Raw genomic sequence first — 26,544 nt, 5'->3', positions numbered from 1 at the left:
ATCCGTGCACGAATAGACGGCACAAATAGATAATTGTCAGTTTGGAAACTGAACATTATAAACACAAAAGGCTGTAGACGAAAATTGTCTACAGCCTCTTAATCATTAACATCGGAAGATGGCGTAATCAAATAAGCATGAATAATCACACTAAAATGACCTAGCTATCTTTCGATGATATAAAAAGCGATTCGCTTTTTGATTAAGCTCCGGACAACGTTTCATCGTTTGTATCCGATTGTTCGGAGCAGCTTCTGGTATATAATTTTTCAGTTTCCACATGAATCATGTTGAACCATCCCTTCGTTTGGTAACAGTTTAAAACGCATGCCGTTACTTGTCAACCATCATCCGAGAGGTCCTCTTATTTTTTGCGGGTGCGTTTGACCGTACCGATCCTAGTTCCTTGAGGAATTGTAATGAACTGGCTCTTCGATACACCGATAAGCTGTGAAGTATAAATACTACTATGTCCGGAGAATAAATAACTCACCACACAAGCGATAAACATGTATATGGCTCCTTCCGAACCAAACAGCTCGATCCCCATTAAAAAGCAAGCGATAGGCGTGCTAGTAGCTCCACAGAAGACAGCAATAAAACCGAGGGCAGCTAAAAAGGGTCCATACACATGTAATATTTCAGCCAAAGCATTGCCTAGTGTGGCACCAATCACAAATAACGGAGTAACCTCACCACCCTGAAATCCTGTTCCTAAGGTAAAGGCAGTAAAGATCAGCTTCCATAAAAAAGCGAACGGTGAGATATCTCCCTCAAAAGAATCCTTGATTAATGGAATTCCGAGGCCTAAGTAATCACGAGACCCTACAAGGAATACTAAGGCAATGATAATTAATCCACCTACTGCACCTTTTATCATTGGATTGCTTATCATGGCGGTGAAGATTCTTTTTAGAAAATGAGTCAGTTCACTGAAAAGCATACTCACGAGACCAAAAATTACAGAGGCCAATACCACTTTTAGAATAATCATTAAACTTAAGGCTGGAAATTCATTCACTACATAGTGTGTATGATGAACGCCCCACAATCGAGTGGTGACCAGATCACCAACAAAGCTAGCCACAAAACATGGAAGTAATGCCTGTTGACTAATAAGTCCAATGGTTACTACCTCTAGACCAAACAAAGTTCCTGCTAGTGGAGTGCCGAATATAGATCCAAAACCACCGCTAATTCCGCACATTAACAATATTTTGCGATCCATAGGACTGATTTTAATCAGCTTTCCGAACCATTCCGCAAGGCTTCCGCCCATTTGAACAGCTGTCCCTTCACGCCCAGCGGATCCACCGAATAAGTGGGTTACTAATGTTCCGAACAACACCAATGGAGCCATTCGCAAAGGTATGGTTTCTTGTCCGTCCTGAATTTGTTCTAGAATGAGGTTATTGCCTTTAGAACTGTTCTTGCCATATCGCATATATAAGAAACTAACAAGTACTCCCCCAAGAGGCAACAAATAAAGTAGCCACGGATGCTCTAAACGTACATCTGTAACGTAATCCAAGCTTTTCAGAAAAAAAGCAGAGGCGGTGCCGGATAAAATGCCAACCACACTACCAAGCACAATCCATTTGATAAAAGTACTCCAAAGTGCAAAATAACTTCGCTTCTTAGTGATTTCAAACCATCGGGTAGACCATGGATTCATCTCGACAGCTCCTAAGGACAAAATAAATTAGTCTCAACAATAAAACAGACCCCTACCAGGGAAGCTCACACTGGTAGGAGTCATTAGTCTCAGAGAGACAGTTATGGCGAACTCCATCGCCCTTTATAAAACTTAAATTATTCTTCTTCTGAATCTACGTTATGATACACTTGTTGAACATCTTCCAGGTCTTCCAAAGCATCAATCAATTTCTCGAATTGAGCTTGAGCATCTTCTGGGAGTGCCACATAGTTTTGTGGAAGCATGTTTAACTCAGCAACAGTAAATTCAGTGATGCCTGCATTTTTGAATACTTCTTGCACTGCATTGAACTGATCAGGCTCTGCATAAACAATTACTGCATCATCCTCTTCCAGCACATCGCGTACATCAAGTTCTGCATCAAACATCATTTCAATTACTTCATCAGCAGTTTTACCTTCCACACCTATAACGGCCGTAGAGTCAAACATGTAAGCTACTGATCCGCTGACACCCATATTTCCGCCATTCTTACTGAAGGTTGAACGGATCAATGGAGCTGTCCGATTAACGTTATTTGTGAGCGCATCAACGATGATCATTGAACCGCTAGGTCCAAATCCTTCATAACGAAGCTCTTCATAATTTTCTTCAGCGCTGCCTTTAGCTTTATCAAGCGCACGGTCAATGATCGCTTTTGGTACATTGTAAGTTTTTGCACGTTCTAATACAACTTTCAGAGCCCGGTTCGCTTCTGGATCGGGTTCACCCTTCTTTGCTGCTACATAAATCTCAACGCCAAACTTTGCATAAACACGACTTGTGTTTGCGTCTTTGGAAGCTTTCTTTTCTTTAATATTATTCCACTTACGACCCATATTGTTCCCGCTCTCTTTCAACATGAATTAAAAACAATTGTTACTTATTATACCCTTCTTCGATAGCTCTAGTAAAGTGCAGTAGTAGGTTAATCCTCTAAGCTGTCACAATACGCATAGAAAAAGGCTTCTGATTCAATCAGGAGCCTGCTAATTTTTTATAGATTACTGCCATATTTCATCTGCAATCTCTTTAATAAACTGCAGTTTGTCCCATTGTTGTTGATCTGTCAGATGGTTTCCTTCTTCCGTAGAGGCAAAACCACATTGTGGGCTCAGGCACAACTGATTGATATCCACATATTGCGAAGCTTCTTTAATCCGTCCTATGATTTCTTCTTTATTCTCAAGCTCACCTGACTTCGAACTGAACAAACCTAAAACCACTTGTTGATCTTTAATAAATCTAAGGGGTGCAAAATCTCCGGCCCGATCCGTATCGAACTCCAGATAGAAACCATCTACATCCACCGTTCCGAATAACACTTCTGCGATAGGCTCGTATCCGCCGGATGCTGCCCAAGTGGACGCATAGTTCCCACGGCATACATGCATCGTAATTACCATATCTGCTGGATGATCTTTTATCGCTTCGTTATTTACAAATGCGTATAGCTTAGCGATTTCGTTAACATCTACACCCTCTTTTTGACGAGCTTCCCAATATCCTTTATCACAGAGCATCCCCCATGTGCAGTCGTCCAATTGCAGATTACGGCAACCTGCCTCATAGAAGTCGCGAATAACTTCACGATAAGCTGCAGCAATATCAGCCACTAGTTCATCCTGGTTGTTGTAAACCGCTACAGTTGTCTTTTGATTGCGCTGAAGTTCAGCAAGGAACTGCGCTGGCGAAGGAATCGTTTGGCGAGCTACTACATCATTTCCCGCTATGCTAACCAATTGTCTGTAGTCAGCGATCATCGGATGGTTAGTCCCACGGATTTTTCCGGATAATTCTGCAGTTTCCGCTCTAGTCTCTACACCATTAAACAGGTAGCCCACTGGGCTGACTTTCTTTGTTACCCCTTCAATGCCCCACATAAAATCTAAATGCCACCAAGAGCGGCGGAACTCTCCATCCGTTACACCTTTTAATCCGACCGCTTTTTGTCTTTTCACGACTCTGGTAATCTCTGTATCTTCAACCTTGCGCAATTCATCAGCGGAGATTTCATTATTTTGATATTGGACACGAGCTCTCTTAATCGTTTCCGGACGTAAGAAGCTGCCAACGATATCTACTCTGAATGGCACTTCAGTTCTTTGATTTCCTTTTTGGATGGTACTCATAGGGGTTCGTCCTCCTTCATTGTCTGTGCTTTTCTGTTGAATTCACTATAGCACTGTACAATCAGGACAGGGTAACTCCTAAAAACTATGGCCTACCATAAGCTTACGCTATAGCAGGCCACCAAATTAGCTTATTTAATTATAACCAGACCTCTCGGGCGGTTTCGATCACAAGGCGTACTTTATCCCACTGCTCTTCTTCGGTTAGAATATTTCCTTCCTCCGTAGAAGCAAATCCACACTGGGGACTTAGGCACAGCTTCTCAATATCTACATATTGCGCGGCTTCTTCGATCCTTGCCTTAAGCTGCTCTTTACTCTCCAGACCCCCATGTTTGGTTGTCACTAATCCCAACACTACAAATTGGTCTTTAATAAATCGTAAAGGCTCGAAATCACCAGCTCGTTCATTATCATATTCCAAGAAAAAGGCATCAACTTTTGTATTGGAAAAAAGCACCTCGGCAACAGGCTCATAACCACCAGCAGCGAACCAAGTGGAGCGAAAATTACCTCGGCATACGTGCAGAGCGATGGTCATATCATGCGGACGCTTCGCAATACTCTCATTAATCAGCCTAACATAATCCTTTGCTAACTGATCTGGATCTGTACCTCTACTGCGTAAATGTGCGCGATGTCTACCACTGCTCAGCGTTCCCCAAGTTGTATCGTCTAACTGGAGGTAACGGCAGCCTGCATCGTAAAATGCTTGAATCGCAGTTTGGTAAACCGCTATGATATCTTGAAATAAAGTTTCCTTATCAGGGTAAACTTCATTTCCATTAAACTCCTCCACAAAGTGAAATAATGCAGGTGAAGGAATCGTCATTTTGGGTATTCGGTCTCCCGCCATTTGCTTGAGCTTGATAAATTGCTGGAGCATCGGATGATCTTCAAAGGAAATTCGGTCAACAATTCGGAATGATTCCGCGCGCTGAACCGTTTCCGCTCTTCCACTCCCTTGGTTTAAGTTAATTTTTTCAGTTCCTTTAATTCCAACAAAGAAATCAAGATGCCACCAGGAACGGCGAAATTCACCATCTGTAACTGCTAATAATCCTACTTCCTTTTCTAGTTCCAGTAGTTTAGCAATCTCAATATTCTCTATTTCATAAAGCTCACTTCCTGTGATTTCACCATTCTCATATTGGAGGCGGGCTGCTTTAATTTCTTCCGTACGCAAGAAGCTGCCGACGATATCATAGCGAAAGGGTGGAGCATTTCTCTGGGTGCCAGTTACGGGTCTAATCATACCGATCCTCCTACAGCTATAGTAAAAAATGATTTAGATCAAAATAACTTCCGGAAACCAAGTCATTTAAGATTTCTATATACTTGGATGCCATCACACTAGGTCTGCGATCTTTATGTGCAATCCAACCAACCGTGAATACTTCATTACTCTCAAATGGAATCGTCTTCAGTCCATTACCGTTCAGATCGGATGCCATGATTCCTGTACCCACCGTATAACCGTCCGTGCCCATTAATAAATTGGTCAAGGTTGCCCGGTCATTCACTTTAATATTCTTCTCAATCTGAGAAAAACTTAACATTTCCTCCGAGAAGTGAAGTGAATTGTTCTCACCTTGTTCAAAAGTAATATACGGAAAAGGTAAAATATCGTCCTGCGAAATCCTTTCCTTCTGGGCAAGCGGATGTTCAGTTCTGACATAAAGATGTGGGTCGGTATTAAAGAGTGGCGTGAATTTCAGATTACCATCACTGAACAGCTTATTCATATGCTTATAGTTGCTCTCGTTAATATAAAGAATCCCTAAATCGCTACGGAGGGTACGCACATCTTCGATGATGTCGTAGGTTTGCGTCTCTCTCAAGCTGAAGTTGTACTCTGAGACATCACTTTGCTTCATGAGACTCACAAAAGCATCTACCACAAAAGCATAATGCTGAGTCGAAATGGAAAAATAGATTGGGCTACGCTTTTTCCCAGTATAACGATTCTCCATAAGCTCTGTTTGTTCAATGATTTGACGGGCATATCCGAGAAATTCCATTCCTTCTACAGAAATGCTTATTCCACGGTTCGTCCGTTCAAAGATGGTAATCCCAAGTTCATTTTCAAGCTCTTTAATAGCGTTGGACAGGCTCGGTTGAGAAACAAAGAGCTTCTTTGCCGCCTCATTCATGGAGCCACTATTTGCAATTTCGATAGCGTAGCGGAGCTGCTGCAACGTCACTCCTATTCCCCCTGTTCCAGACCTATTCGTACTGCATTCTGTTTCATACTAGCTGATATCGTAGCATAAATACATCTCTCATTCCAAGATAATCCTTTTCAGGTGCCCAATAACGCGTACTTATTGTGTTCTCTTTTTCCCAGCATCAATCTTGGCAGGATCTAGTCCTTTCCAAATATTTGGCATATCAACCTGTTCTGGATGCTCAAAAACTAAAAAGGCTGTAGGCAAATACCGCTCACCATATTGGGATGAAGGTTTATTCATAATCTCATTGTCTTTTACAAGTACCGTAGAAGATCCACCATCAAGATTAGCCGCTATCACGGCTCCATGCTTAAGCAAAATTTGCTGCACATCATAGAGATTTGCTCCAATACTATAAGTAGGCTGTCGACCGTCAATTACCACAAAAATAATAGCGCCATCTGCCCGCTGACCCATTGCTGTTCTAGGTGCAATCCCCCAACCTTCCGCTGCATTCTTAATCAATCCTTTGCCATTGACGATTAGCCGCGGGCTAAAAGTAACTGCCTCCTGAACCCCCATTTTACTAATCTCATCTAGTGTATAATTCCCGGCAACCATTTTTCCTTGTTTATCAAGACCAACAATCTGTGTAGATTTTTTACCGCCTAGACCGTTGTAATATAATTTACCTTGAGAGACTACAATTCCTATAGGTTTAAAACCGTTACCTTTCCAGTTCGGATCAGCGAACCCACCACCGTTAACTCCGGCGACAGCGCCTGTACGCTTCACCATACTGGTTACTTTTTCACCTGAACCAATCTTATTAGGTATTCCTAGCCGGACTTTGGTTGGATCATTAACAATCATTACATATCCGGTATAACCACTGCCTGAGACATTCTCAATCTCGACAAGTGGCTTCTCTACCACCTCAGGTTCGGGAGCGATCGTATGTGTATCTATTTCGTCCCCCATCTCTTCAAAACGGGCGGTATACTCGGTTACCCGGTCCTTCAGTTGATCTTCACCTATAATATATTTAGCCGTATAGCGATGTTGTGTTGTAATTAGCGTATCTGCGATCGTATAACGTAAGTTCTGAGCCGAGGGTGCAAAATAAAGCCATCCACCAGCAGCGATCATTAAGAATAAGCAGAATAAAAAAACTTTGGATAAGGTGCGAAAAAAACTCCGTTTCTTACGCTTTTTTATTGGTTTCTTAACAGGTTTCTTATTGCGTGCATTGGAACGTTGAGGTAATGATGAAGTGCTCACTTCTAAGTATTCCTCCCTAAATATTACTAATTTGATAATATGTACAACTCGTCCTTATCATAGACGATGATTTTCGTTAAAAGTTTCTATTTGAGTAATAGTCATCATTTCAAAAACAAAAAAGAGCAGGTTTCCAAAGTTTTGGCTACCTGCTCACATATAGCTAATCAAATTCTAATGTCTTCCTACTCCACCTCCGCCGCTAGCGCTACCGCCGCCACCTGATGAGCCACCACCGCCGGAATAACCTCCTCCACCGGAAGAGCCACTATCATTGTTAGATCTGCTGCTGCTTGAAGAGCTGGAAGAATGTCTTCCTGCTCCGCCACCACTGCTGGAACCTCCACCACCATGGTTCTCGTTGCTTGAGGAATACCTTCCTGCACCGCCACCGTTAGTAGAGCCTCCGCCACCACTGTTTCCCCAGAAGCTTGACTGTGAGTTATTGGATGGTGTATTTCTATGATGATTATGATGGTGATGATAATAACGTCTGTGCCATCGTCTGCCATAACCGTAATCCGCTTGACCATGCCAAGGACCATAACGGCGTATATTCCTTTGACTATATGGATTAAATGGCAAACCATACATTTCTATATATCTATTGCGTCGTGAAGCAGTAAATCCAAATAAGATGAGCGAACCAAAAATCGCTGAGAAAATTAGAAAAGCCTTGCTTTTACTAACCGCCTCACCTCCACTTGTAGCTGTAGTAGAGGAAGTACCAGAATTCGTTGTAGTTCCAGGATTAACATTGTTTCCGTTGTTTCCAGTGACTCCTTGCGGATGATCCGCTCTCGCTAACAAGAAACTGTAGAACGAATTAACTGTCGTTGTAGCTCCCGTTCCGTAATCTTTTTTCACAAATTGGGGTTCAAGCACGGTATTTAAAATATTACTAATAGCCTCATTGGTTAAAATCTTGTCGATATCCTTGCCTTGTAGAACATGATAGTTGTCTCCGCCTATGTCCAATACAAGCATAACATCCTTAGGACCAGCACCTACCGAAGCAAACTTCATATAGGTATAGTCCTGCAATGTTTTATCTCCAGCATTTTTTACGGTAACCACATAAATTCCACTTCCGGTTGTTGTTTTATATCTGTTGCTGGAATCGTTCAGATAGTCTTTAGTTACTTTTTTGAGCACACCCGCATTATCGGATACGTAATTTTTGGTGCCAACATTTTCTGCCCAAGTACCGCCCATAGCTTGAATAAAAGCTCCATACGTCTTCCTAGCACCATTACTGTATGTTTTAGCTGCGAAATCCGGCTCAAGATATTGTGAAAGAATCTCTTTAATCTTACTGTTAGGCAATGATTCCTCTATACCTTTACCTTGTACCGCCCAATAATCATCATCTTTTATAGAAAGGAGCAGCAGCAGACCGTTATTTTTATCCGCAGCCCCCACACCCCAGCTATTGAAAAGCGATTTTGCATACTCTTCCATCGAAACCCCTTCAGTAGAGTCGACAGTTACAAGCACAACTTGAGCTCCAGTAGCCTGATGTAATCGAATACCGTAGTTCACCATGTAATTCTCTGCTTTCTCGTCAATCACATTCGCAAAATCATTCACATAAAATGAACCCGTATGCTTAGGTACAGCAGTTTTGGCTAAACTTACAGCCGGCAAAAGCAATACACTTAACAATAAGGCAGCAAGTGTGGTACGTAGCAGTATTTTTAGAGTTCTCGTGTTCATATGTACCTCCTGATCTATCATTATCTCTCTTATTTATCGGTTACGCGCGGTTAGCGGAATAGTTCCATTTTATTCTAAACTGGAAATTACACAACAGGAAAAAACGATTAGAATTTGTGAGGCAGGTGATTTAAGGCGTGCGAGTCGCTTTAGGGGCAATCATCGTGTTGTGTTGAGGGATCAAACTCAAGAACATTGGAGTTTTGGAATCCTCCTACTGGATAACATACTTTTCGCCGATGGATCGGACGCAGGAGACGTTATTTTGTTCATTTGCGGGTTTGTGGCAGTCTATCGGACTCAGTTGCAGCTATTTACTTAAAACCACACCACTTATCCATAAATGTTGGCCAATAAGTGCTATACAGTCCGATAACGCAGCAAAATGAGCTTAAAAGGCGAAATAGCTGCAATACGGTCCGTAACACACTGAACTTCCTTGGCTACTATACAAAATTGGAGTTTTGGATTCCTCTTAAACTTCTTAGTTACTTGAGTACCCGTTATCTTGAGATACCCAGCCAATACTCCAACAACAAAAAGACTCAGCATATTGCTGAGCCTCATGATTTTAAAGCCAATTAGTTGGATCTCGAGCTCATGTTCCGTTAAAAATCAAACAGAGTAGTTGTTAAGTAACGCTCACCGGTATCCGGCAGAATTACCACGATGGTCTTGTCTTTATTCTCAGGACGCTTAGCGATTTGTGTAGCTGCGTAAACAGCTGCTCCGGAGGAGATACCCACCAGCAAACCCTCTGTTCTCGCAAGTGCACGTGATACGCTATAGGCATCATCATTTTTCACCTGAAAAATCTCATCCACTACCTCATTATCGTAATTCTCCGGAATAAAGTTAGCTCCAATGCCCTGAATCCCATGTCCCTTAGGACGGCCTCCTGATAAAACAGGGGAGTCAAACGGCTCGATAGCAACGATTTGGACTGCGGGGTTCTTTTCTTTCAACGCTTTTCCAACACCCGAGATAGTGCCTCCAGAACCAACACCTGCTATAAAAATATCTACATCTCCATCGGTATCCCGCCAAATTTCCTCAGCTGTAGTCGTTCTGTGTATTTCCGGGTTCGCAGGATTGCTGAATTGTTGGGGAATAAATGAATTTGGAATTTCCGCAGCTAATTGTTCTGCCTTTCTTACAGCTCCGCTCATCCCTTCAGTTCCCGGTGTTAACACAAGCTCAGCACCTAGTGCCAGCATTAATTTACGGCGTTCAATACTAAATGTATCTGGTAGGACGATGATCAGTGAATACCCCAAGCTAGCAGCTGCAAAAGCAAGTCCAATCCCAGTGTTTCCACTGGTAGGCTCAATAATGACAGAATCTTTATTGATGAGACCTCTCTCTTCCGCATCTTTGATCAATGCATACCCAATACGATCCTTAACACTACCTGCAGGATTAAAGGATTCCAGCTTGGCAAGAACCCTTGCTTCTACGTTTTGGGTTTTACTATACTTTGAAATCTCTAATAACGGTGTATTTCCGATCAGATCGGTTAAGCTCTTGTAAATATTAGCCATAATGATCCGCACCTCATTTCTTAATTTCCAATCAAATTACTCTGTATTAAGTCTAGCAGGATTTAAAGGATTTACAACCTATTGATTCTTATTAGTCGCAAATTAAGGCCGTTAATTCGTACTACGTCTAACCGAAACACTCGACTCTCGCACGATTAATCGTGGATCAAGCTGCACCCTTTGATACTCCCCGGTAATATTATCCTGAATACGTTGTAAAAGAAGCTGTGTGGCTAAACGCGCCACTTCATTCCCCATGATGGAAACCGAACTAATCTGAGGCGTTGTAATAGTTGTCCATGAGTTATTATCCACCCCAACCACCGCCACATCTTCCGGAACACGAACGCCTAATTCTTTAAAACGATTTACAATACCTATCGCCACCATGTCATTCACTGCATAAATAGCGTCTGGCATATGTGTCAGGCTGTAGAAATAATCAGCAGCTTGTAACCCCGTTTGCAAGGAAAAGTCTTCGCCAAAATAAACAAGCGAAATATCCACTTGTTTTAAAGCTTGCTGATAGGCAAGATAACGATCTTCAATAAGATCTTTTTGAGCTCCTGCATATGCAATTCTAGTTCGACCGATATTGATTAAATGCTCCATCACTAATTGACCTTCAAAACGTGACAAGCTGACGATGTCTGCTTTCACATTTTCTGTGATTCTTTTCCCGTAGTTAATGATGGAGACCGGAACACTCGATTTATTAATTAACTCTACCATGGTCTTTGGATAAGCAAGAGGCATGATAATGAGTCCATCTACATGTAATTTTTTGACCTCACGAATCGTTTCGAGCTCAGTGCGCGGGTTGCCAGAAGTATTAATTTGAATTACCCGATAGCTATGTTGTTTAGCGGCTTGCTCTACGGACCAGGCGATATCCGGAATAATTGCGTTGCGGATGTCAGGAACGGCCAGAGCAATTTGCTTCGTTTGGCGGATTTTGAGGCTTTGCGCAGAGGTGTTCGGAGTGAAACCCATCTCCTCAATCACTTGAAGTACCAGCGCCTTGGTCTTGGAACTAATTCCCTCTGAATTATTAATGGCTCTTGAGACAGTAGCAATACCTACCCCCGCCCGTTTCGCTACATCCTCTATGGTTACTTTGTTTTTATTAGCCACTCTGATAGTCCCCTTATTTCCGGAATCGTTTTCGTATTTATCTTTATTCCGCTCATCTAAAGTCAAAATTTCAATGTATAGATTATAACATAATAGTACATAGAAGAATACTTATCTCAGCTGCTAATGCGAACCTAAAGTCTTGATATACCTCTGTTTTAGTGAAATATTTCACTAATTTTCGATATTAATATTTTCATTATTTAAATTTGACAATATGAAAATTATGTGACATATTTGTTCTCGGAAACGTTTCCTCTTTTCCAGAAATAAAACACTATTTATTATCAATTATTAATCTAGGAGATGAATGATATGCAAGCATTAAGATGGCATAACGTCAAAGATCTACGGTTAGAAACGATTGAAGAACCAGCAGCCCTTGAAGGAAAAGTGAAAATCAAAATCGAATGGTGCGGAATTTGTGGCAGCGATCTTCACGAATATGTAGCCGGCCCTATTTTCATCCCCCAAGGTACTGATCATCCCCTTACTGGTGAAAAAGCTCCAGTCGTAATGGGACATGAATTTTCTGGACAAATCGTAGAAGTAGGTAAAGGCGTTAGCAAGTTTAATGTTGGTGATCGCGTCGTCGTTGAACCTGTTTTTGCATGTGGTGAATGTGTGGCTTGTCGACAAGGTAAATATAATCTTTGTGAAAAAATGGGCTTCCTAGGTTTGGCTGGTGGTGGCGGTGGATTCTCAGAATACGTCGCAGCAGACCAACATATGGTGCACAAAATTCCAGACAGCTTATCCTATGAACAAGGTGCTCTCGTGGAACCTTCTGCCGTTGCTCTACACGCTGTTCGTTCCAGTCAACTAAAGGTTGGAGATAAAGCTGTAGTATTCGGTGCTGGCCCAATCGGTTTGCTGGTCATTGAAGCTTTGAAAGCATCCGGTGCAGCGGAAATCTATGTTGTAGAACTTTCTGAAGAACGTAAGAGTAAAGCTGAAGAACTCGGTGGTATTGTAATCGATCCTAAACAATATGATGTGGTCGAAGAAATTCAAAAACGTACCGATGGTGGCGTAGATGTTGCTTTTGAAGTCACTGGCGTCCCTCCCGTTCTAACCCAAGCCATTAATTCCACTAAATTGAGTGGACAAATCATGATCGTTAGTATTTTCGAAAAAGATGCTACGATTACTCCAAACAATATCGTACTTAAAGAACGCAACTTAACTGGTATCATCGGATACCGTGATGTTTTCCCAGCTGTAATTAGCTTGATGGAACAAGGGTACTTCCCTGCTGAGAAGCTTGTTACTAAGAGAATTAAACTGAATGAAGTGATTGATCACGGGTTTGAGGCACTTTTGAAAGAAAAAAATCAAGTAAAAATCCTTGTAAGTCCTAAACAATAACCATAAGCAGCCTATTGGCTGAATCATAAAAGAAGGCGCTGCCCCTAGCAGCTCTTTCTAGAATTTGTAGCGGTCTCTGTTATTAAAAAAACAACCAGGCAGCGATACTCCGGGAAATGGAGTATCGCTGCCTGGTGTTTTTGATCTGTGGCGGGGCTTAAGCAAATTTATGGGCAAATCCTTATATACTCTGATTTAACCCGCTTAAACATCCGCTGATCCACCAAAGTATAATTGTCCACACACTATGCTGGAGCTGCCAAGTCTGATGCTCTTGAGGGATCCTTTCGGACCGTCCGTAGCTTCCGGTATCCCCTCTTAGTATACTTCTAGCACCTAATTTAAAGGATTTGAATGAGATAATGGGGAGTGATATAGGGTGAATGTGAAATAACTGCATTCTGTGCACTTATTCCGGATGAAAAAGCAACTATACTTGTTTTAATTGTATTCTGTACAATTAAAAACCTAAAAATCTACCTATACGGAAGTAAATGAGGAAAATAGATGTACTAAATACAGTTATATCTATGACCCAACCAATTAAGGAATTATAGTTGTACAAAATACAATTAAACGCTCTGCTTCAACTAATTGCTTCCATCGCCACTCTGATTCATCTATTCTAGATGAAGTGTAGCACCCTATGGAACAGCCCCTAGCCCGTTTGTTTGCTACTATCTATACTTATGCGTATTTATCATTTATCAAATAATGCAGATTTTCTTTTACAGCAGGCCATTCGGTATCCAATATGCTAAAGACCACATTATCATGAATCGATCCGTCAGACTTGATTCTATGCTTGCGCAGAACTCCTTCTTTAACCGCCCCAATTCGTTCTACTGCTCTTTGTGACCTCAAGTTGTTCGCGACCACTGTAAATTCTACACGGATCAGCTTAAGTTCTTCAAAACAATAGTGTAGCAGCAGCGACTTGCCCTCTGTGTTCACACTAGTTCTCCAATAATCAGGCGAGATCCAGGTACATCCGATTTCCGCATTGCGATGAACCAAATCCGGATGCATAATCCTTGTGGTTCCGATAATTCGCTCCGTTGCTTTATCAATGATAGTAAAGGTAATTTGTGAACCGTTTTTTTGATTTGCTAAAGCTGTTGAGATTAATCCTTGCACCTGCTCGTCCGACGTTATTTTTCGCCAGGTAAATTCCCAGATGTCTGGATTTCTTAACACTCTCGCCAATCCTTCTGCATGACTTTCATCTATTGGAACCAGCTTAATTGTTTTCCCGTCAAGTAGTTCAGTATTCATAACACTCATTTGGTGCACCGTTCTCTCAATGAAATATGCTGAATGATATCTGCAATTTCTTCCACACGAAAGGCGATATGGTCTGCTCCGGCTTGTTCAAGCTCTTCCTTGGGACCATAACCAAAAGTCACTCCAATAGATTCGACACCACAGCCAATAGCACCGATCATATCATGCTTACGATCTCCTATCATTACCGCTTCCTCTGGATGTATGTCATTCTCATCAAGCACGTACTGAATAACCTCTTGCTTCTTAGAACGGGTACCGTCCAGATTACTTCCTCCGATATGTTTGAAATAATGATCGAGCTTATAATGCTCAAGAATCTGTGCTGCAAAAACAGTCGGTTTGGAGGTTGCTACATACAATGAGTATCCATTCGTCTTAAGTCCCTCCAGCAATTGGGGTATACCTTCAATCACCATATTCTCAAATAATCCCGTGGCACTGTAACGCTCCCGGTAAAAAGCAACCGCTTGAAGCGCTTGTTCCTCAGTGAAATGGTGCAGCTCGATAAATGAATCATATAACGGAGGACCTATGTAAGGAAGAAGCTCATCCAAATGTTCGATCTGTATATCAAATTTGTTCAAAGCGTATTCTACGCTTTTGGTAATGCCTTCTTTGGGGTCTGTTAAAGTACCATCTAAATCAAATAAAATGTTTTGTAATCCTCTTCCCACGGTTGTCTTGCTCCCCTCGACTGTTATTATTGCATATATTTATCATACCTTCGTTTCCACATACTTTCCACATACTTCTCGAATACGATAAGTAACCGAAGCTATTACATATTATCGGAGGAGTATCTTATGAACATGACGCATTACATGTCTTTGCTAGCGGACAACCAGCCTTGGAACTTGATTATATTCATGGCAATCCCCGTGATTTTTGCTGAGACGATTACCATTACAGAGTTTATTATTTTATTCACCAAGAACCTAAAAGGCCCACTACGATCCTTCAACAAAGTCTGCAGCATACTCGCAGGGTTATATTTCACAGGGGTATTCCTTTACTTGTTCCCAACTGCGTTTATTCCTTTGTCTGTGAATGGGGAATGGCACACATGGGTTGATATCGTAGCCGTGGGCTTCTATTTAAGCGGAGTACTCTTCTTATTGCCACTGGCTTTGTTAGATCTTGATCTGATTGCCCGTAAACGATCGGAAGAGCACAAGATGAAGCTGCATTTTCTGCTAATTAGTGGCTTCTTGGTCGTGGCGCATATAGCGATGATATTTGGGATGATTAATCCGGAAATTGTGGGCAGTATGGGTGGAATGGGCGATATGATGCATTAAAGTTTATTAACATAACGTAATCTAAGTCAAAAAGCAGATCAAGGATAAAACCTTGATCTGCTTTTTTTCTCGTACCGGTTATCCCGCGCTTTGTACAGTTACCACAGTACGCTTCTTGCGTAATAAAAACATCAGCGGAAATCCAAACAACACGATAATGGAACCTACCACAAAAACATCATTCACACCCATCGTGAACGATAGTAAACGTATCGAATCTGTATTACTTGCACCGGAGCTGATCAACTCTTTAGAGTGGAGTAAAGATCTACTCGACAACAGGGAAGTGAATACTGCAATCCCAAGTGAGCTTAACACATTGCGGACCCAGTTGTTGATCGACGTAGCATGCCCAGACCATTCGACGGGAATTTCCTCCATTGAGGCTGTACTGCTTGGAACATTGGCTAGTCCAATGCCGAGATTACGAACGACCATCGCCCACATAATAAAGCTATAAGATATGTTCGTTTGCAGCCGACTAAGCATGAATAAACCGATGAATATAAATAAATTACCCGCAGAAATCAACTTCACAGGTCCGAACTTTGGATACAGCTTACCTACGATTGGACTCAGCAAGGCAAGGAGGATCGAGGACGGCAATAAAATCAGCCCTGTTTTAAGCGTTGTAGCCCCTTCTACCGTTTGTAAGAACAAAGGGGTTAAATAGGTTCCGGCATACATCGCAATCGTAACCAAACTATAGATACTAAGCATGGCGGTAAAACGGCGATTACGGAATACACGCAAATTCAGCAGAGGCACCTCCGCCTTCAGCTCGCGCAAAACAAACAAAATTAACAACACAACCCCCAAAAGGATTAACGATAAAGTTTTCCATGAAGTCCATCCCCAGCTGTTGCCTTGGCTAAATGCGGTTAATAACGATAAACTACCGAGGACAACGGTGAGGAAACCAGGAATATCAAATGACTTCGGAATATTCATTCGATAATATGGGATTAACGTTAGGGTTAGAATAACAGCTATAATTCCAATAGGAATGTTAATTAAGAATAACCAATGCCAGCTGGCATATTGGAGCAGCCAACCGCTAAACGTCGGACCTATGGCTGGCGCGACCATCGCGGATAGCGACCAGAGGCTTACAGCAAACGGTCTGCGTTCTCCCGGTATTACTTGAAATATGATGGTCATCGTACAAGCCATAATGAGACCGCTACACGAACCCTGAAGCATCCGAAATACAATTAATGATGTTGGATCCCATGCCAAAGCACAAAGCAAAGAGAACATGGTGAATCCCATCAAGGCGAAAAGATAAAGCCTTTTGTAGCTGAATCTTCCTCCGAGATATCCGGCGAGTGGTGCGGTTACTCCTGTCGCCAGCATAAAACCGGTGACCATCCATTGCATGGTGTTCAGACTCGTATTGAAATGATCCATTAAAAGAGGAACAGCAATGTTGATCGTCGTTGTACTTAAGACAGAGACGAAATTTCCGAAGAATATGGCAATCATGATCGGCCAAAAATGTATTTTGCTTGCTTGATTTTCTTCCATGCTTCCCCTCCTCATTATTTTTTATATGTCTACTTTTACATATATAAGGTGACTCGAATAATGTTATAATCGTATGATCAATATGTCAATGATGACATATCCCCGAAAAATTCAATGAAAACGGATTTATAATAACTGGAGGGCTTTATAGTAATGAATACACTGTCTTATGGACTTCTAGCTTTACTTAGCGCTAACTCATTGTCTGGATATGAATTAACTCAGAATATCAAGCCGCTCTGGCGTGCTGGACATAGTCAAATCTACCCTCTATTAATGAGCATGGAGCAACAAGGTTATATCACCTTTAAGCTCATTGAACAGACCGACAAACCGGATAAAAAAGAATACTCCATTACGGAAGCAGGACTGGAGCAATTGCGGCAATGGGTGGAAACTACTGCAGAGCCTCCGGTGCTACGGGATGAACTGCATTTTAAGCTGTATAGCTTATGGCTATCCAACCCCGCAGAAGCCAAGGACCTATTACTAAAACGTGCAGAGTTTTGTAAGAGTGAGTTGGAGCGATACAAGGTTTTGCTCAAAGCAAACGAAGTCTTGCGTGATGAACGCGGTGAGACTCGTGAGTTAAAAGCCACAACTTTTGGACGTTATTTACTGATCCGCAAACGTGTGCTTGATATGGAGAGCTCTATACAATTTTGCGAATGGGCACTTGAAGAGCTTGAGTCGAATCAATAACATTATAAACAAGCAAAAAAGAGACCTCATTTTGTATCTGAAGTCTCTTTTTACTTACATTTATTCGGATTTAGATAGATTCAATAGTTGCACCTCGCAACGAGTACCCGCTCCAGGCTGACTTATCATTCGAATCTTGCCTCCATGCAATTCCACCAGCTTTTTAACAATGGAAAGTCCCAGACCTGAACCGCCGTATTGTCTTGAACGTGATTTCTCTACCCGGTAGAAACGCTCGAAGATATAGGGAAGCTCTTCCTCAGGAATACCTATTCCTGTATCTTCAACTATTAGAGTTGCAGCATCCGCTGCAAATTCCATATGAACAATAATCTCACCTTCATCCGTATAACGAATTGCATTTTCCAGAAGGTTCATAATAATCTGTTCCATACGTTTTTGATCTCCACGGATCATATACGCATCTCCGCTAAGCTGAAGCTTCAGCAGTAACCCCTTCTCCTTTGCTTTCAGTTCAACTCTGCGCACGGCTTGTTCCGCTAGCTGACTGAGATCGATCCACTCTTGGGTAAGAGTAACCTTTCCTTCCTCCATCTTTGCCAGTTCAAATAAATCATCCACAAGATGCTGGAGCCGATGTGCTTCCTGATGAATGATATCCAAGTATAGATCTCTTTCCCCTTCGGTCTCGTAAAGTCCATCTTTTATTACCTTGGTATACCCCTCCAAATATGTAATGGGCGTTCTCAGCTCATGTGAGATATTTGCCAGAAATTCCTGACGTGTATCCCTGTATCGTTGCAGATCGACAGCCAGATCATTTATAGCCTCTGCCAAAAAACCAATCTCATCGTTGCTACGTATAGAAAGTCTCGTTTCCAGCTCGCCAGCCGCGATTTTCCGGGTTGCCTTTTGCATCTTGATCAGAGGTCTGGACAAAATCATGGCGATCACACCAGTGATCCCTATAGCCAATATAAAAGCCCCTATTCCTGCAATCAGCAGCAGATTCCGGATGGAAGCCAAAGATTGCTTCATACTCTCTGTAGAGGACATTACATAAAGTGCAGACTGAGTTGTATCCCCCTCCATTATTGGTTTTCCAATGATAAAATAAGAATGTCCAGCAGGATCTTTATACTCAAAATCAACACTTTTCCCAGCGAAAATCCGGCTAACATCCGAAGCTTGGATGAATGAACGATCCGAACGATCATGTACACCCGAGTGGAGTATCACATTGCCATCCTTCGAGATATTAAAGATACTGACATCCGAAAATTCTGCAAAGGTACTCATCATCTGCTCATTTGAACTATCCTGCGATTCCGCCATTCCGATAAAATGTGAGGTGAGTTCCTCCGTCTCTTTTTGCATCTCGTTGTAATAGAAGCTTGTAAACATCCGGTCTATAGTAATTCCAAGGACAAGCAAAACAACTAAAAAAACAGACATTATAATATAACCAAGCTTAAGTCCGATGATGTTATTTTTCATACCAGATTACCTGGAACGTGAAATTTATAACCTAACCCCCACACTGTTTGAACCGGATTATAGGAGAGGCCTGCCTTATGCAATTTCTCACGGATATTCTTAATATGGGTGTCGATAACACGATTCTCCCCCTCATAATTATTCCCCCATAATCGTTCCACCAGTTCTTCTCTCGTAAAAACCCGGGTAGTGTTTTGCGCCAAAGTAGCCAGTAAATCAAACTCCTTGAGAGTGAATTCAATGGATGTATCCTGAATATGTACCTCCCTAGCTTCTGGGTATATTTTAAAATCAGGGTATGTGAGCACCTTATCCTGAGGTTGGTGGGCAAATGTAAGTGTTGAACGCCGCAGCAGAGAATAAATCCTAGCCACTAATTCTTCCGGCTCACACGGTTTAGTAAGATAATCATCTGCTCCTATACCGAGACCACGTACCTTATCCTTGGTTTCAGAACGTGCGGTTAGCATTAGAATTGGGATAGAGCTTGTCTCCCTCACCAGCTTGCAGACCTGCCAGCCATCCATATCCGGCATCATCACATCCAGCAAGATTAGGTCAAAGCTGTGTTGTTTCAACAGTTGGAGTGCCTCATGACCCGTTGACGCCTCTTTTGTAGACATCCCTTCTTTACTTAAATAAATCCGCAATAAATTCCGCATGTTCCATTCATCATCTACGATCAGTATCTGTAGCTTATTCAAGCCGTTCACCCTCTTTATGACCTAGTTCTTCTCATTATACAAAAAAATACAGAACAAGCCGACATCATCCCTAAATGATGCCAGCCTGTGATTATGGTTAGTGGCCGGAATGCGGATTGCCTCCTGCAGTAGGTGAGATTTCTAGCATATCATCAATTTCACTTTGTGCTCGCTCATTTATTGCAAGGTTATCTCCAGTTATCCAAGCATGATTGTAAGGACCTTCCGCTGGTGAATCTTGAAATTTAGGTTGAAGCTCCATCATATACTCCATTACTGAATCTGGCAGCCCGTCTTTTTCTGTAAAAATAAGCGGCGCATGTTTCCCCAAATGGGAAAAAGGCGCAGCGGTGATAGCGAGCATCGTTGAATCCGTGGTTAACAAAGACAGGTTATGACCGGGTGTAGTGATTCCCCAGCCGAATCCGTTATTGGCATCCTTAAAACTTGCAAAAGCTATAGCGTTCTTAAAAACATCTTGTCCAGCTATACGGGTAACTGTTCCGTATTCTTTTAATTGCTTTTCTACATCTGCTGAGACAATGTCTTCTGGTCCTAGTATGTAAATGGTTGCGCTACCTCCACGTTCTTTTAAAGCCTCGTCCGTTGAGTTAGGAATTTCGTCTTTGGTTACATAGAGTAGAGGTTCCGGCATATGTGCGATCCAATTCACTGCTGGCAGCGTGTACTCAGGATTATCCATAGAACCAATAATGACCGACTTTGGAAGTTCGCCGGCTGCTTTAGCGTAATAAGTATCTATAGCCTGAGCTACAGCCGCTGGCTCATCCCCTTCTATCCGGTCTACTTTTAAATCAATGGCCTTTAATTGTTGTTCTACATTAGATGCCATAGGCCCAACAAGCACTACCTGAACCCCATTATTGCCATCAGCACCTATTGGATTCAGTCGCTTAAGTTCTGCGAGGGTAACCTCAGGAACCCCATCTTTTGTGGTATACAGGACGGGGCCGTTACTGGGATGATGAATCAAATCTGCACTAACTGCGGCAATCTGCCAATTACTCACATCCGTCAAAACTACACTTGAGGGTCTATTATTCTTTGTTTGCGCAGTCCATAAAGTCTGAGAAACTAACACTGCGGCTTGAATCGGATCTGAAGTGTTAATGCGAGTAGTATTCTTCGTAGCTATCCAAGGTGGCTCCACCGTTGCAGAACTAGCATGCGAATTAACCTTAGATGGAACATTATTGCCTGATTGGCAGCTTGTTATCACTGTACTCAAAAGCAAACTAACGGCAACAAATGGTATGATTTTTTTCATCCTAAACCCTCCTGTGTGATGTTCTCGCTTGATTTAGAGTAGTTTAGTCTACAAATGTGTGGAAAGTATGTAGAATTTAAAATAAATAAAATTTGTATATAATGCAAAAAGAGCATCCCGTAAGCCATGAATGACTCAGGATGCTCTGGGTCTAGATTTTTCAATGCTTACCAGTGTTTTGCGATAAAAGTATCCCGACCGGATTGCTCCCGATCTTCTTTGTAGTGCTTAGGATTCTTATGATGATAATCCTGATGATACTCTTCTGCACGATAAAAAGTTGGCGCCGGAAGAATTTCCGTAACGACTGGACCGGAGAATCTGCCGCTGCCCGCAACCTGTTCCTTCGAGGCAAGAGCCGCTAACCGCTGTTCTTCATTATAATAGAAGATAGCTGTCCGGTACTGAGTCCCTCGATCCTGGAATTGTCCACCATCATCGGTAGGGTCAATCTGAGGCCAATATAATTCAAGCAGCTTCTCGTATGAAAAAAGCGCTGGATCAAACGTAATCTGCACAACCTCGTAATGCCCCGTTGTTCCGGTTTTGACTTCTTCGTAGGTTGGATTCTCAGTTAACCCTCCCGCATATCCCGATACAATTCCATGAATGCCTGGTAATTCCTCAAACGGTGTCACCATGCACCAAAAACATCCGCCTGCAAACATCGCTTGTTCCATATGATCAAATCTCTCCCTATCTATCTTCATCTAATAAATAATATATGCTATGACGATAAAGCCAAAAGATCATAAAGTCAATGGAAGTCAGCAGCACCATTAGAATTCAAATCTCCAAAACGTTATAATATAACAACAACAGAAGTAGAAAGGAATGCGCTATGAGAAAAAATCGTTTAGGACAATCCGATTTGTATGTAAGTGAAATAGGACTTGGCTGTATGTCTTTGGGTACGGATGAGGCGAAAGCCATTTCCATTGTTCATGAAGCACTCGATCAAGGAATCAATTTTGTTGATACAGCAGATCTTTATGATGAGGGCCGTAATGAAGAGATTATTGGCAAAGCCATTCGTCAACGTCGTCAGGATGTAATCCTAACAACAAAAGTTGGCAACCGCAGAATTCCCGGTCAAGAAGGCTGGAGCTGGGACCCTTCAAAAGCCTATATTAAAAATGCAGTCAAAGATAGTCTCAAACGGCTGCAAACGGATTACATCGATCTATACCAGCTGCATGGCGGCACTATTGAAGATCCAATTGACGAAACGATTGAAGCTTTTGAAGAACTTAAGCAAGAGGGTCTTATCCGCTATTATGGGATCTCTTCTATTCGTCCTAATGTAATTAGAGAATATGTGAAAAAATCAAATATTGTAAGTATTATGAGCCAATATAGCATTTTAGATCGACGTCCTGAGGAAGAAATCCTTCCTCTGCTAGCTAAGCATGGAATTAGCATGATCGCACGCGGACCTTTAGCAGGGGGCATTCTATCAGAGCGTGGCCGCAGCAAGGCGGAAAAGAATTACTTAGATTACAGTAGTGAGGAACTTCTGAATTTACATGATCAACTTTCGCAGGAAACTAGTGACTCGCGCAATCTTGCGCAAACAGCGCTGCATTATCCACTAGCTAATCCATCTGTAGCCGTTATTATTCCTGGGGCAAGCAGTCTGGAGCAATTAAAAAGCAATGTAATGGCTGCTGATGTAGCTCCACTCACTTCGGAGGAACTTGCAGACATTCAGCAGATGAGCAAAGCAAATCGTTACAAGCTTCATGTATAGATTAGTCACTTTCGTTAAAAACAATGGGGTGTCCATAGCCATACAATGGCTGTTGGGCACCCTTACTTTTTGAATCTAACTGATCGCTGATCTAATCCTTAAACTTGGTTTGATTAGATATTATTCACACGAACGAAGCCGCTATAGGACACAGTTGACCTTATGCGCTACTTTTTACTATATTAAGGGTGCTCGCGGACTCCATAGCCGCTATGAGCTTGATAATCACCATATATCATCCTCTATTTAAGGAATAGCAGCACTGGAGTCCGAAATCATGCTCCAAAGGCTAAATATATGCAAATAACGTCATCTGAGTCCGAAAGTATTCAAGTCACCCCGCGTGACACATCCAGCCTGCCATAATTCCAGTAGAATAAAATCGAGTGATTCTCGTGAAGCCTGATTCTTTCAATAACTCTTCAATTTGTTTTTCAGGAAGAAAAGATATTTTCGTAATATTGCTACTTACATTATCAAACGCTTCGGGAGATTCATACCCTGCAACCCAAAAGCTTTTCCATACATTTATTCTGTCGTGGAGTTCAGGATCATCCAAATCTCCATATGCACTTACGAGAACAAATGGAGCACCCGGTTTCAGATTATCCTTTATGGAGCGAAGCAATTTCAATTTTTCTTGAACATCATGAATGAAGTGAAGGACCAAAATACAACTTGCCACATCGAACTTTGAGTCCTGCTGAGGAAGATCATCGATTGTCCCAGGAATCAGACTGACACGGCTCTCTAAGCCCAGTTCATCTATCTTTAACTTCGCGATCTTAAGCATATCTTCCGAAGGATCCACTCCAGTAAATGTCCAGTTTGGGTTAGATGGACCCCATGCCGAAAATTCATTTCCTCCCCCCGCACCGACCACGAGCAAAGATACAGGGATGTCACCTAATTCGAAGCGAAAATAAGATTGGATCATCGAAAATAATGAATCATAAGAGGGAATCGAAATACGAGTTGTTTTTTCATAGGTCGCCCTCTTGGCATTTAATTTTTGCTCATCAGTCATTGTAATCATCCTCCATTGTTTTAAACTTCACATTTTAGTATCAAAACCCACATTAAAGTTATTACGGATTTATATTATCTCTAATAAGCCCGAAAAAAGAACGGATCTTTACTCCGTCTTCATCGTTTTTGCCAAATCTGCAATTTTCGTGTTCTCTAAGTACTGCTCCATCTGTCGCTCAGCGTCAATCACAACCTGTTGAATCAGACATTCACTTCCGTGATCTAGACTGCATTCAAAAAAGGAAGCAGTTCCTTCAATCGCATGGATAATATCCAGAAAAGAAATTTCCTCCGACTTGCGTCTGAGACGATACCCACCATTAGCGCCAGGCGCAGATTGAATTAATCCAGCCTTCACTAGCTTAGTCATCATTTTGGACAGATAGGTTTGGGAAACACCCAGCTTCTCAGCAAGCAATTGAACACCCACCGGCTTATCAGACGCTACCGTCACCATATAGAGCATTGCATGAAGTGCATAATCTGTCGCTTGGGAATATTTCATTCAGCACCTCCATTAACGACTTTAGAAATCTATGATAACTCTAACATTTTTAAAAGGCAAGTATATAATTCCTACACTCGCCCATTAAGCAATCTTCTTCATCCTCAACTAATTGGAGTATACTCTCCATTAAACTCAAATTCATAGTCATTAGCGATACGGATATAGCCATATACGCAATGCCAGCGATCTCTGTAGAAAACACTGGAATAATTCTGATTATCCCTATTTCCTTCAGCAACTAAGATCTCTTTGTCATCGCATGCTAAAACAATACCTGTATGATCGTGAGGGTCATTAGTTAGCAATTTTTCATAAATCACAATATCACCACGTTGAGGAGTAAACCCCTCTTGCCCGTCAAAATAAAAAAATGCGGTCTCAGGTAGTTGCGCCCACTCTAACCATGCCCCTACGCCAGCTAATCGAAAATCAGCATTCGGATATCGAATCGGCAGCAGAAAGCCAGCTTGCATACAGCAGTAATATACAAATGCTGCGCACCAATTGTTTTGTAATACTTTATAAATCCCTTGGTCAGGCCAATATTTACAGATTTCTCGATATCGTTCGTTTCCTGGTATTCCAACAATGTTTTCTTTTCCAAATGCTTCAGCAATATTAGCCAACTTGCCTCGTTTATCCGTAGGCTGGTGAACTTCAGCCCCGCTACTGTAATCTATCTCTTCCAAAAAATCCTCTGGAATCGTCATTTCACGAAGTACATTCCGAAGCCTATTCGTGTCCTGTTGTGTTACATTACAGTCCCTATTCTGCAAATGTAATTGTAGAACTTGAGCATCCTTTAGAATCTCTTCATAGTGACCCTTAACTTTATTCCTATCCCCTTGATGGAAGATCGCCTTTAGAATTTGAGTCAGCTCTTCATTGGTGAACATATTCAAGTCTCTTAATAAAGGCCTTACGGTATCTGCACTGTTGGGACCTGGAAAATCCTTGACTCCGGTTTTGAAGAAATAATAATTATGAAGCAGTCCTATAATGGCTGCCAATTCCTGATTTTGTTCTCTTTTCATGGCAAGCAATGAAGCGAAGCTAGACACTCCGTACAGGTGAACACACGCTTCCTGTTTCCGTTGTTCGCTACCTAAAGACATGATCATTTCTTGAACCAGCACACGCACACTATCGAGGCGCTGGTTCACTTTTGTTATCAGTCGTTGAGTCACTGGAAACCTTCCCCCTCCGTTACTGCTCAGCTGTAATAATACCAAAGCTAAAACTGACATAAATTTTTTTATCAATTCAGTCCCTAAAGACTACCTTTTTCTGTCCATCCTTGACGAATTCCACACCAAAATAATCGGTATTACCGTTCGCCCCGAATTCAGCGATCCGAGCATCAGGCTTACTCTCAAAGTGAATGTTATGTTTAATATTAGATCTTGGTAACAATGTAATCTCTTGCGGCTGAACCTCTGCGAATGACCAAATCCCTTGAGAATTACCATACTCTCGAAAGATTGGACGAATCATAACGGTTTCATTTTGCCCGCCATAGTTGATTAGCCTGATTGTACATTGAACCTTCACTATATCCTCTTGAGTACCGTACATACAGTGCGAATCTTTTTCCAGAAAATCCACAACTTCAATTCCTTCATTGTTCATATTCACAAGATAATACAATCGTTCTGTTAGAAATGGATATAACGTAATGAAAATGATGATAGCAAGCAAAACGGTTCTGCCTACATATTTTTTATAACGCTGTCTAAAGTGCTTTATAGTTAAACTCCCACTGACGATTAACATAATAATCCCGAATATCGCTGAGTAATGTAAACCATGGTTTGTCGCAGGCTCGCTCCAAGGCGGAATTCCAATGGTTCTGAAGAGGTAATCCCCAAACATAGTCCCCTGATGTGTGATTCCCACAAAAACTAAAGAAAACAGCAAAAATAAAACAGCCATCCATCCTTTACCCTTGATCATT

24 protein-coding genes and 1 riboswitch are annotated in these 26,544 nt (G+C 41.8%); of the genes, 4 read left to right on the top strand and 20 right to left on the bottom strand.

What is annotated here, in order from left to right; translation table 11 throughout:
• Positions 1–364 precede the first annotated feature (364 nt).
• The 9 genes from NSQ66_RS14240 to NSQ66_RS14200 all read right to left on the bottom strand — a co-directional run bounded on the left by NSQ66_RS14240 (position 365) and on the right by NSQ66_RS14200 (position 11,671).
• Positions 365–1,675, bottom strand: coding sequence for a voltage-gated chloride channel family protein (locus NSQ66_RS14240; RefSeq protein ID WP_036678092.1), 1,311 nt, complete (start codon positions 1,673–1,675; stop codon positions 365–367).
• Between the two features lie 67 nt (positions 1,676–1,742).
• Positions 1,743–1,805, bottom strand: a riboswitch (Fluoride riboswitch).
• 7 nt (positions 1,806–1,812) lie between these two features.
• Complete coding sequence (locus NSQ66_RS14235) at positions 1,813–2,535, bottom strand: YebC/PmpR family DNA-binding transcriptional regulator (RefSeq protein ID WP_036678376.1); 723 nt, start codon at positions 2,533–2,535, stop codon at positions 1,813–1,815.
• A 165-nt stretch (positions 2,536–2,700) separates the two neighbouring features.
• A complete protein-coding gene (locus NSQ66_RS14230; protein ID WP_036678095.1) occupies positions 2,701–3,828 on the bottom strand; it encodes a 5-methyltetrahydropteroyltriglutamate--homocysteine S-methyltransferase in 1,128 nt (375 codons plus the stop codon).
• Between the two features lie 139 nt (positions 3,829–3,967).
• Positions 3,968–5,083 (bottom strand): 5-methyltetrahydropteroyltriglutamate--homocysteine S-methyltransferase, encoded by a 1,116-nt coding sequence (locus tag NSQ66_RS14225; protein WP_036678098.1) that lies wholly within the window; start codon positions 5,081–5,083, stop codon positions 3,968–3,970.
• A 16-nt stretch (positions 5,084–5,099) separates the two neighbouring features.
• Entirely contained in the window at positions 5,100–6,032 is a 933-nt protein-coding gene (locus NSQ66_RS14220; protein WP_036678100.1) for a LysR family transcriptional regulator, read from the bottom strand.
• Positions 6,033–6,152: 120 nt separating this feature from the next.
• Positions 6,153–7,280: a phosphodiester glycosidase family protein gene (locus NSQ66_RS14215; protein ID WP_339279712.1), complete on the bottom strand. Its 1,128-nt coding sequence runs from the start codon at positions 7,278–7,280 to the stop codon at positions 6,153–6,155.
• Between the two features lie 174 nt (positions 7,281–7,454).
• Positions 7,455–8,996: a TPM domain-containing protein gene (locus tag NSQ66_RS14210; protein WP_051491005.1), complete on the bottom strand. Its 1,542-nt coding sequence runs from the start codon at positions 8,994–8,996 to the stop codon at positions 7,455–7,457.
• Positions 8,997–9,604: 608 nt separating this feature from the next.
• Positions 9,605–10,537 (bottom strand): cysteine synthase A, encoded by a 933-nt coding sequence (cysK, locus tag NSQ66_RS14205; RefSeq protein WP_038570807.1) that lies wholly within the window; start codon positions 10,535–10,537, stop codon positions 9,605–9,607.
• 111 nt (positions 10,538–10,648) lie between these two features.
• Positions 10,649–11,671: a LacI family DNA-binding transcriptional regulator gene (locus NSQ66_RS14200; RefSeq protein WP_036678110.1), complete on the bottom strand. Its 1,023-nt coding sequence runs from the start codon at positions 11,669–11,671 to the stop codon at positions 10,649–10,651.
• 315 nt (positions 11,672–11,986) lie between these two features.
• Between NSQ66_RS14200 and NSQ66_RS14195 the strand changes: the two genes are divergently transcribed.
• Positions 11,987–13,039, top strand: coding sequence for a 2,3-butanediol dehydrogenase (locus NSQ66_RS14195; RefSeq protein ID WP_036678113.1), 1,053 nt, complete (start codon positions 11,987–11,989; stop codon positions 13,037–13,039).
• Positions 13,040–13,726: 687 nt separating this feature from the next.
• Here NSQ66_RS14195 and NSQ66_RS14190 read toward each other — a convergent pair.
• Both NSQ66_RS14190 and NSQ66_RS14185 read right to left on the bottom strand, forming a co-directional pair.
• Positions 13,727–14,314, bottom strand: coding sequence for a GNAT family N-acetyltransferase (locus NSQ66_RS14190; protein ID WP_244886482.1), 588 nt, complete (start codon positions 14,312–14,314; stop codon positions 13,727–13,729).
• A 5-nt stretch (positions 14,315–14,319) separates the two neighbouring features.
• The gene (locus tag NSQ66_RS14185) at positions 14,320–15,000 is read right to left on the bottom strand and encodes an HAD family hydrolase (RefSeq protein WP_036678119.1); all 681 of its coding nucleotides are present in this window, start codon (positions 14,998–15,000) and stop codon (positions 14,320–14,322) included.
• A 129-nt stretch (positions 15,001–15,129) separates the two neighbouring features.
• On the opposite strand from NSQ66_RS14185, the gene NSQ66_RS14180 reads away from it, so the two are divergent.
• A complete protein-coding gene (locus NSQ66_RS14180) occupies positions 15,130–15,624 on the top strand; it encodes a DUF6803 family protein (RefSeq protein ID WP_038570801.1) in 495 nt (164 codons plus the stop codon).
• A 78-nt stretch (positions 15,625–15,702) separates the two neighbouring features.
• On the opposite strand, the gene NSQ66_RS14175 is transcribed toward NSQ66_RS14180, so the two are convergent.
• Entirely contained in the window at positions 15,703–17,151 is a 1,449-nt protein-coding gene (locus tag NSQ66_RS14175) for an MDR family MFS transporter (RefSeq protein WP_076141669.1), read from the bottom strand.
• A 153-nt stretch (positions 17,152–17,304) separates the two neighbouring features.
• On the opposite strand from NSQ66_RS14175, the gene NSQ66_RS14170 reads away from it, so the two are divergent.
• Positions 17,305–17,853: a PadR family transcriptional regulator gene (locus NSQ66_RS14170; protein ID WP_076141670.1), complete on the top strand. Its 549-nt coding sequence runs from the start codon at positions 17,305–17,307 to the stop codon at positions 17,851–17,853.
• A 60-nt stretch (positions 17,854–17,913) separates the two neighbouring features.
• Here the strand turns inward: NSQ66_RS14170 and NSQ66_RS14165 are convergent, their stop codons facing one another.
• The 4 genes from NSQ66_RS14165 to msrA form a co-directional block, all read right to left on the bottom strand.
• Positions 17,914–19,311 carry a HAMP domain-containing sensor histidine kinase gene (locus NSQ66_RS14165; RefSeq protein ID WP_036678128.1) on the bottom strand — a complete coding sequence of 466 codons (1,398 nt, stop codon included), beginning with the start codon at positions 19,309–19,311 and terminating at the stop codon, positions 17,914–17,916.
• Positions 19,308–20,015, bottom strand: a complete 708-nt coding sequence (locus NSQ66_RS14160) for a response regulator transcription factor (RefSeq protein WP_170914243.1) — start codon at positions 20,013–20,015, stop codon at positions 19,308–19,310. The genes NSQ66_RS14165 and NSQ66_RS14160 overlap by 4 nt, the downstream gene beginning before the upstream one ends.
• A 97-nt stretch (positions 20,016–20,112) precedes the next feature.
• The gene (locus NSQ66_RS14155; RefSeq protein ID WP_076099310.1) at positions 20,113–21,303 is read right to left on the bottom strand and encodes an ArsR family transcriptional regulator; all 1,191 of its coding nucleotides are present in this window, start codon (positions 21,301–21,303) and stop codon (positions 20,113–20,115) included.
• 167 nt (positions 21,304–21,470) lie between these two features.
• Entirely contained in the window at positions 21,471–21,983 is a 513-nt protein-coding gene (gene msrA, locus NSQ66_RS14150) for a peptide-methionine (S)-S-oxide reductase MsrA (protein ID WP_036678131.1), read from the bottom strand.
• A gap of 161 nt (positions 21,984–22,144) precedes the next feature.
• Between msrA and NSQ66_RS14145 the strand changes: the two genes are divergently transcribed.
• Positions 22,145–23,053 (top strand): aldo/keto reductase, encoded by a 909-nt coding sequence (locus NSQ66_RS14145; RefSeq protein ID WP_036678134.1) that lies wholly within the window; start codon positions 22,145–22,147, stop codon positions 23,051–23,053.
• A 334-nt stretch (positions 23,054–23,387) separates the two neighbouring features.
• Here NSQ66_RS14145 and NSQ66_RS14140 read toward each other — a convergent pair whose 3' ends face one another.
• From NSQ66_RS14140 to NSQ66_RS14125, 4 genes are all read right to left on the bottom strand, one after another.
• Positions 23,388–24,080 (bottom strand): class I SAM-dependent methyltransferase, encoded by a 693-nt coding sequence (locus tag NSQ66_RS14140; RefSeq protein ID WP_036678136.1) that lies wholly within the window; start codon positions 24,078–24,080, stop codon positions 23,388–23,390.
• Positions 24,081–24,188: 108 nt separating this feature from the next.
• Positions 24,189–24,587 (bottom strand): Rrf2 family transcriptional regulator, encoded by a 399-nt coding sequence (locus NSQ66_RS14135; protein ID WP_036678138.1) that lies wholly within the window; start codon positions 24,585–24,587, stop codon positions 24,189–24,191.
• Between the two features lie 104 nt (positions 24,588–24,691).
• Positions 24,692–25,777 (bottom strand): CHAP domain-containing protein, encoded by a 1,086-nt coding sequence (locus NSQ66_RS14130; RefSeq protein WP_249267729.1) that lies wholly within the window; start codon positions 25,775–25,777, stop codon positions 24,692–24,694.
• Positions 25,778–25,853: 76 nt separating this feature from the next.
• The gene (locus NSQ66_RS14125; RefSeq protein WP_036678141.1) at positions 25,854–26,543 is read right to left on the bottom strand and encodes a hypothetical protein; all 690 of its coding nucleotides are present in this window, start codon (positions 26,541–26,543) and stop codon (positions 25,854–25,856) included.
• Position 26,544: the final 1 nt, after the last annotated feature.

It is taken from the genome of Paenibacillus sp. FSL H3-0329 (assembly GCF_037963285.1).
GTDB lineage: Bacteria > Bacillota > Bacilli > Paenibacillales > Paenibacillaceae > Paenibacillus_AQ > Paenibacillus_AQ odorifer.
The sequence above is the reverse complement of the archived record's forward strand: the minus strand, read 5'-3'. Positions and strand labels throughout refer to the sequence as shown.

Excerpts from the sequence above, each read along its gene's own strand:
- NSQ66_RS14240 (WP_036678092.1), bottom strand. The coding sequence starts at position 1,675 with ATGAATCCATGGTCTACCCGATGGTTTGAAATCACTAAGAAGCGAAGT.
- NSQ66_RS14235 (WP_036678376.1), bottom strand. The coding sequence starts at position 2,535 with ATGGGTCGTAAGTGGAATAATATTAAAGAAAAGAAAGCTTCCAAAGAC.
- NSQ66_RS14230 (WP_036678095.1), bottom strand. The coding sequence starts at position 3,828 with ATGAGTACCATCCAAAAAGGAAATCAAAGAACTGAAGTGCCATTCAGA.
- NSQ66_RS14225 (WP_036678098.1), bottom strand. The coding sequence starts at position 5,083 with ATGATTAGACCCGTAACTGGCACCCAGAGAAATGCTCCACCCTTTCGC.
- NSQ66_RS14210 (WP_051491005.1), bottom strand. The coding sequence starts at position 8,996 with ATGAACACGAGAACTCTAAAAATACTGCTACGTACCACACTTGCTGCC.
- cysK (WP_038570807.1), bottom strand. The coding sequence starts at position 10,537 with ATGGCTAATATTTACAAGAGCTTAACCGATCTGATCGGAAATACACCG.
- NSQ66_RS14195 (WP_036678113.1), top strand. The coding sequence starts at position 11,987 with ATGCAAGCATTAAGATGGCATAACGTCAAAGATCTACGGTTAGAAACG.
- NSQ66_RS14190 (WP_244886482.1), bottom strand. The coding sequence starts at position 14,314 with ATGAATACTGAACTACTTGACGGGAAAACAATTAAGCTGGTTCCAATA.
- NSQ66_RS14180 (WP_038570801.1), top strand. The coding sequence starts at position 15,130 with ATGAACATGACGCATTACATGTCTTTGCTAGCGGACAACCAGCCTTGG.
- NSQ66_RS14175 (WP_076141669.1), bottom strand. The coding sequence starts at position 17,151 with ATGGAAGAAAATCAAGCAAGCAAAATACATTTTTGGCCGATCATGATT.
- NSQ66_RS14170 (WP_076141670.1), top strand. The coding sequence starts at position 17,305 with ATGAATACACTGTCTTATGGACTTCTAGCTTTACTTAGCGCTAACTCA.
- NSQ66_RS14165 (WP_036678128.1), bottom strand. The coding sequence starts at position 19,311 with ATGAAAAATAACATCATCGGACTTAAGCTTGGTTATATTATAATGTCT.
- NSQ66_RS14155 (WP_076099310.1), bottom strand. The coding sequence starts at position 21,303 with ATGAAAAAAATCATACCATTTGTTGCCGTTAGTTTGCTTTTGAGTACA.
- msrA (WP_036678131.1), bottom strand. The coding sequence starts at position 21,983 with ATGGAACAAGCGATGTTTGCAGGCGGATGTTTTTGGTGCATGGTGACA.
- NSQ66_RS14145 (WP_036678134.1), top strand. The coding sequence starts at position 22,145 with ATGAGAAAAAATCGTTTAGGACAATCCGATTTGTATGTAAGTGAAATA.
- NSQ66_RS14140 (WP_036678136.1), bottom strand. The coding sequence starts at position 24,080 with ATGACTGATGAGCAAAAATTAAATGCCAAGAGGGCGACCTATGAAAAA.
- NSQ66_RS14135 (WP_036678138.1), bottom strand. The coding sequence starts at position 24,587 with ATGAAATATTCCCAAGCGACAGATTATGCACTTCATGCAATGCTCTAT.
- NSQ66_RS14125 (WP_036678141.1), bottom strand. The coding sequence starts at position 26,543 with ATGATCAAGGGTAAAGGATGGATGGCTGTTTTATTTTTGCTGTTTTCT.